Origin of the sequence: Anaerophaga thermohalophila str. Valhall, from assembly GCF_000250735.1 — a bacterium.
In the GTDB taxonomy this organism is placed as follows: Bacteria; Bacteroidota; Bacteroidia; order Bacteroidales; family Marinilabiliaceae; genus Anaerophaga; species Anaerophaga thermohalophila_A.
This window is the reverse complement of sequence record NZ_AHZV01000128.1, coordinates 1-5,420: the sequence shown is the minus strand read 5'-3', so window position 1 is coordinate 5,420 and position 5,420 is coordinate 1. Positions and strand designations below refer to the sequence as shown.

The 5,420-nt window shown below is 42.0% G+C and carries 5 protein-coding genes; 4 read left to right on the top strand and 1 reads right to left on the bottom strand.

What is annotated here, in order from left to right:
- The first annotated feature begins 253 nt into the window (after positions 1-253).
- From OQ5_RS0106845 to OQ5_RS0106835, 3 genes are all read left to right on the top strand, one after another.
- Positions 254-733, top strand: a complete 480-nt coding sequence (locus OQ5_RS0106845; RefSeq protein WP_016776772.1) for an NADH-quinone oxidoreductase subunit NuoE family protein — start codon at positions 254-256, stop codon at positions 731-733.
- Between the two features lie 340 nt (positions 734-1,073).
- On the top strand, positions 1,074-2,252 hold the full coding sequence (locus tag OQ5_RS0106840; RefSeq protein ID WP_016776771.1) for an NADH-ubiquinone oxidoreductase-F iron-sulfur binding region domain-containing protein: 1,179 nt from the start codon (positions 1,074-1,076) through the stop codon (positions 2,250-2,252).
- Between the two features lie 19 nt (positions 2,253-2,271).
- Entirely contained in the window at positions 2,272-4,062 is a 1,791-nt protein-coding gene (locus OQ5_RS0106835; protein ID WP_016776770.1) for an NADH-dependent [FeFe] hydrogenase, group A6, read from the top strand.
- 56 nt (positions 4,063-4,118) lie between these two features.
- Here OQ5_RS0106835 and OQ5_RS0106830 read toward each other — a convergent pair whose 3' ends face one another.
- Positions 4,119-4,901, bottom strand: coding sequence for a hypothetical protein (locus OQ5_RS0106830; protein ID WP_016776769.1), 783 nt, complete (start codon positions 4,899-4,901; stop codon positions 4,119-4,121).
- A 174-nt stretch (positions 4,902-5,075) separates the two neighbouring features.
- Here OQ5_RS0106830 and OQ5_RS0106825 point away from each other — a divergent pair, with 174 nt between their 5' ends.
- Positions 5,076-5,339, top strand: a complete 264-nt coding sequence (locus OQ5_RS0106825) for a (2Fe-2S) ferredoxin domain-containing protein (protein ID WP_016776768.1) — start codon at positions 5,076-5,078, stop codon at positions 5,337-5,339.
- Positions 5,340-5,420 lie beyond the last annotated feature (81 nt).

Genomic DNA, 5,420 nt, shown 5'->3' with positions numbered 1-5,420 from the left:
TTTATGGACAGACACTAATGACACAAACCACAACTCTCTCATAATAAAAAACTTTGCTTCATTGCGTTTCTGCGCTTAGGCTTTTTTAAAATGACAGTATCGAATTACTTGTGTTTAGAATAAATTAAAATTGGCTTTGTTGACAGCGATATGTTAAAAATATGATATAAGTCATAGTATAACTCATTCAATTAGCACTACTTTAATAAAGAAAAAAATCTTCAATTTGTTTATTGTATTAAAAATCAGTGTTATGCTTCCATCAAAAGATTACGTAAAAAAGCTTGCTGATCGCTACGGCCGAAAGGAGGAAAATCTGTTGCCCATACTCGAAAGTGTCTATGAGGACCAGCATTTGATTGCGGATGATGTGATGATTGAAATTGCCCGTGAGTTAGACATTTCAGCAGCCCGGGTATATGGAACCGCTACTTTCTATTCTTTTCTTGAAACGAAGAAATGCGGCAAATATGTGATTCGGGTTTGCAAAACAATCACCTGCATGATGCACGGTAAAAATCAGGTTCTTGAAGCGCTTCAGAATCTTTTGAAGATAAAAGTAGGAGAAACAACTCCTGACGGGTTATTTACATTGAAAGAGACCAATTGTCTGGGACAATGTCATAAAGGCCCGGCCATGCTTATTAATGATGTGCCTTATACAGAACTTACCCCCGGGAAAGTTAGAGATATTATCAACGAATACCGTCTTCAGGAGCAGGCCTCTGCATGAGGAGGCATTAACAATTTGTATTTGTGTGTGGTAGTTTTATTAATACCTGTTACTGCCTGCCTCGGTAATAAGTAAGTGCCTGTAAACTCGCAAAAAGTTTTTACAATGTGTGTGTCTGTTCAGAAAGTGCCAGTCGCAAGGCTTGCGAAGCCGCCAAAAACGGAGTTTACTACTCGTAAATGAGTATTTTGGTGGCAAGCGTAACACAGTAAATGGTACTTTATGGCCAGACACGAATTAGGGGATTATCCTGGAACAGGAACATGCACAAAATTTTGCATGCGAGTTCCGTTAGGCCAATAACTTAAGTAAATTTTATACGAATGAAAACATCCAGGTTATGAATAAAAGTCTAAAACGTCTCGATCTGATCTTCAAGAATGAACATGATGCCGAAACCATTCTTTCCAAATCGTTGTCACGAACCAACGAAGAGTTGATTGAAGATTTAATTAGTTCCGGCTTGAAAGGCCGCGGAGGTGCCGGTTTTCCAACAGGGTTGAAGTGGAAGCTTACGGCAGAAGCTAAAGGGGAGAACAAATATGTGATTTGCAACGCCGACGAGGGTGAACCGGGTACATTTAAAGATCGTGAAATACTTTCAAGCGTCCCCCATAAGGTGATGACCGGTATGGCCATTTGTGCGAGAATTATCGGTTCGCTAAAGGGGTTCATCTATCTTCGGGGAGAATATAAATTTCTGGTTCCGAAACTGAACAAAGCCATCGATGAATTTCATGCTTTGCTTGATAAGTTGAAGTTGCCGTTCCGTATTGAAATATTTCTGGGTTGTGGTGCATACATCTGTGGTGAAGAAACTGCACTTTTCGAAAGTATGGAAGGACACCGGGGAGAACCGCGCAATAAACCACCATATCCCACAGATGCTGGTTATCTGGGTGGTCCTACTGTGATTAACAATGTGGAGACATTGGCTCACACCTATTCAATTTTTAAATACGGACCGGAAAAATTCCGTGATCTTGGGGTGAAGGACAGCCGTGGAAGTAAAGTATTTTCAGTGAGTGGTGATACTCCTATCCCTGGTATTTATGAACTTGAGTTTGGTATGACTCTCCAGAAATTTGTGGACGATTTTGGTGACGGAGATGCCAAAGCAGTACAAGTAGGTGGAGCTGCAGGATTTTGTGTGCCACGAAAGCGCTTTGAAAATACCAAGATTGGTTATAAGGGGAAATTAACCGGTATTTCACTTCCTACCGGTGGTTCTATGATGATATTTAATTCATCACGTTCGATGTATAATGTTCTTCACAATTATCTCGATTTTTTTGTAGAAGAGAGTTGTGGTCAATGTACTCCTTGCCGTGTCGGGACTCAGCAATTATTGCTGGGTATTGAAGCTGTGAAACGGGGCGATAAGCCTTCGGGTTATCTGGATGAGCTTCTTTCACTGGCAGAAACTATGCGTATTACGGCAAAATGTGGTTTAGGTCAGTCGGTGGCCAATTCTTTCAGTTCTATTGTTGAAAATTTTCGTGAAGAAATGATTTATTAATACCAAATCCGGGTTTATTATGAAGGAAAAAATTAATTTAAAAATAGATAACCTCAGCGTTTCGGTAGATGCCGGGACCACTATTCTTGATGCAGCAAAGATGATCAACGTGCGCATTCCCACCCTCTGTCATCATGAAGACTTGTGTGTGGCCGGAAACTGCAGGGTGTGTGTTGTAGAACAGAGTGGTGCCGATCGCCTGCTACCGGCCTGTGCAACGCCAGTTAGTGAGGGAATGGAAATTTACACCAACAGCCTCAAAGTGCGTACTGCCAGGAAACAAATTATTGAACTGCTGATTTCTGAACACAGGGCAGAATGTACCACCTGTTACAAAAATGGAAATTGCGAGTTACAGGCTCTGACTACTGAATATATTGTAGGTGAAAACGGGTATATTCCGCTTGTTCCGCTAAAAGGATATACCGTGGATGAGTTTTCTCCTTCTATAATAAAGGACGACTCAAAATGTATTCGCTGTCAGCGCTGTGTGCGTACCTGCGATCAGATTCAAAGTGTAGGTGCATTGACTGTTGCTCACAAGGGTGGAGAAATGAAAGTCTCAACTTTCTTTGATAAGCCCATTTATGAAGTGGTCTGCACCAATTGCGGTCAGTGTGTTAACCGATGTCCTACCGGAGCACTTACCGAAAAGGCCTACATCAATGAGGTTTGGGATGCTATATATGACCCGGAGAAATTTGTAGTTGTACAAACAGCTCCGGCTGTCAGAATAGCGCTTGGAGAAGCATTGGATATGGAGCCGGGGGAAATTGTAACCGGCAAAATGGTCGCTGCGCTTCGACGAATTGGATTTAATTCTGTGCTGGACACAGATTTTTCGGCCGACCTGACAATTATTGAAGAAGGAAACGAGTTGCTTCAGCGCCTCAAAAAGGCATTGAAAGACAAAGACCCGAATGTGAAATTGCCAATGACAACTTCCTGCTCTCCGGGCTGGGTCAAATTTATTGAGCATACGTTCCCCAATTTCCTGGAACATGTGTCAACGGCCAAATCACCGCAACAGATGTTTGGCGCCTTGGCCAAAACATTTTATGCCAATAAGATAGGTGTCGATCCGGAAAAAATGGTGAGTGTTTCGGTGATGCTATGCACCGCCAAAAAATTTGAAGCCAACCGGCCGGAGATGAGAGCATCGGGATATCAGGATGTTGATTATGTAGTAACAACCCGTGAATTGGCACTGATGGTTAAACAGGCAGGAATTGACTTCGGTTCCCTTCCTGACGATGACTATGACAGCATTATGGGCGAAAGTTCCGGAGCAGGTGTTATTTTTGGTGCTACCGGTGGTGTTATGGAAGCTGCACTGCGGACCGTCTATGAAGTTGTGACAGGACGGGAAGTGCCTTTCGATGGACTTAATATTATGCCTGTCAGAGGTATGGAAAATGTAAGAGAAGCGTCCATCAAAATCGAAGACCCTTTACCCGAATGGGACTTTCTTGACGGAGTGGAGGTGAAAACCTGTGTTGCACACGGGCTTTCCAATGCAAAGAAAGTGATGGAATCGGTAAGAGATGGTAAGGCCGATTACCATTTTATCGAGATTATGGCTTGTCCCGGAGGATGCCTGGGAGGTGGCGGTCAGCCCTTGCCCACTTCTCCCGAAATACGGCAAAAGCGTGCCGAGGCTATATACAGAGAAGATGCAGGAAAGAAAATTCGGAAATCACATGAAAATCCCGAAATCATTCAACTGTATGACGAATTTCTTATAGAACCCCTCGGACATAAATCGCACGAATTGTTACACACGACATACACAACGCGCGAAAGATACTGATTGCCATATACCGGGTTTATTAGTGGTGAACTCATTAATATTGGCTTCAGGGAGCATTAACTGCATGGTACGTACATATCATGTCGTGGATTAACAAAAAGGACCGGGGTATTTCCCCGGTTTTTTAATAATCTGATCTCGGGAGGACCGGTAAATATATATTCGGGAGAATTCAGCCGTGTGGCAGGAACAATTAATAAACTGTCGGGCGTTTTTTTTGCTTCTTCAAGGGCTTTGTTGTTGGTTTCTTTTTTCCCGGCTCCGGCTTTTATGGTCTTATACGGGACATTTGAATTGTCGAACAGCCGTTGAATGAAGACGAGCAACCGCCATAATCTACCCTGGTTTTCTTTACTTCTGAACTCGGGATGCAGGATGGTAATTTCACTGTTGTTTGCCTTTGTCCATGAACCGACCCATGCCGAAGCCTCCTTTTCGCCATCCCGGGTGCAGACAGGAAAAAAAATGTGTTTTGGATGCCATGACACATTAACTTTTTCGGGCAGTATGAGATAAGGGATTTTTAACATGCGGCAACCGGAAAAAAAACGGGTAGCCTTGTATGTTTTGTTGATGTTGACAACTTTTTGCGAAACTGTGATCAACGAAATATCAAGCGAAGGTTTTTCAAGCCAGGCAGATATCGCCTGAAAAAAATCCTTTTCTGACCCCGACACTTCATAATTTTCGCTTTCGAGCTGTTTTTTAAGGCACAGTTCGCGGTCATTGCATGTGGTGATTATTGGTTCATAGTTTAATAGCCTTCCCAGCTTGTAACTCAGTTCAATGATTTGTTTCGACTGGTCGGCTGCTGAGATAACGGTTAGTAGAGCTGGCATTTGAAACTCAGTTTTTATTAAATAGTATTGATTGAGTCTGTCCTCAAAAGAGACTTTTTAGAGCGGACTCTTTGTTTTGAATGTTTAAAAATTACTGGCCGGACATACTGCCTTGGTCAAAAATATGTAAATTTATTGAGTATGCTGACAATTTAAAATTTTAAGAAAGCATTCATGAGTAACGAAACAAATATTACGATATGTCTCGGGAGCTCTTGTTTTTCAAGGGGTAACCGGCATACACTTGAATTAATAAAAGGATATCTTAAAGAGCACGGACTGGAGAACAAGGTGTTTTTTCATGGTGATCTGTGTGACGGTCTTTGTGAACATGGTCCTGTTTTAAAAATCAATGATAAGATATATAAGCATGTAAACTCGGAAAACATTTATGAAATACTTAACGAGTTTTTTCTGGAGAAAGGCGATGAATATTAGTTTTTTGTGTTTAGGTAGTGCGTGTCTACAAACTCGCAAAAAAATTTTACAATAAGTGTGTCTGTTCAGAAAGTGCCAGTT

Coding starts and splice junctions, on each gene's coding strand:
- OQ5_RS0106845 (WP_016776772.1), top strand. CDS start 254: ATGCTTCCATCAAAAGATTACGTAAAAAAGCTTGCTGATCGCTACGGC.
- OQ5_RS0106830 (WP_016776769.1), bottom strand. CDS start 4,901: ATGCCAGCTCTACTAACCGTTATCTCAGCAGCCGACCAGTCGAAACAA.
- OQ5_RS0106825 (WP_016776768.1), top strand. CDS start 5,076: ATGAGTAACGAAACAAATATTACGATATGTCTCGGGAGCTCTTGTTTT.
- OQ5_RS0106835 (WP_016776770.1), top strand. CDS start 2,272: ATGAAGGAAAAAATTAATTTAAAAATAGATAACCTCAGCGTTTCGGTA.
- OQ5_RS0106840 (WP_016776771.1), top strand. CDS start 1,074: ATGAATAAAAGTCTAAAACGTCTCGATCTGATCTTCAAGAATGAACAT.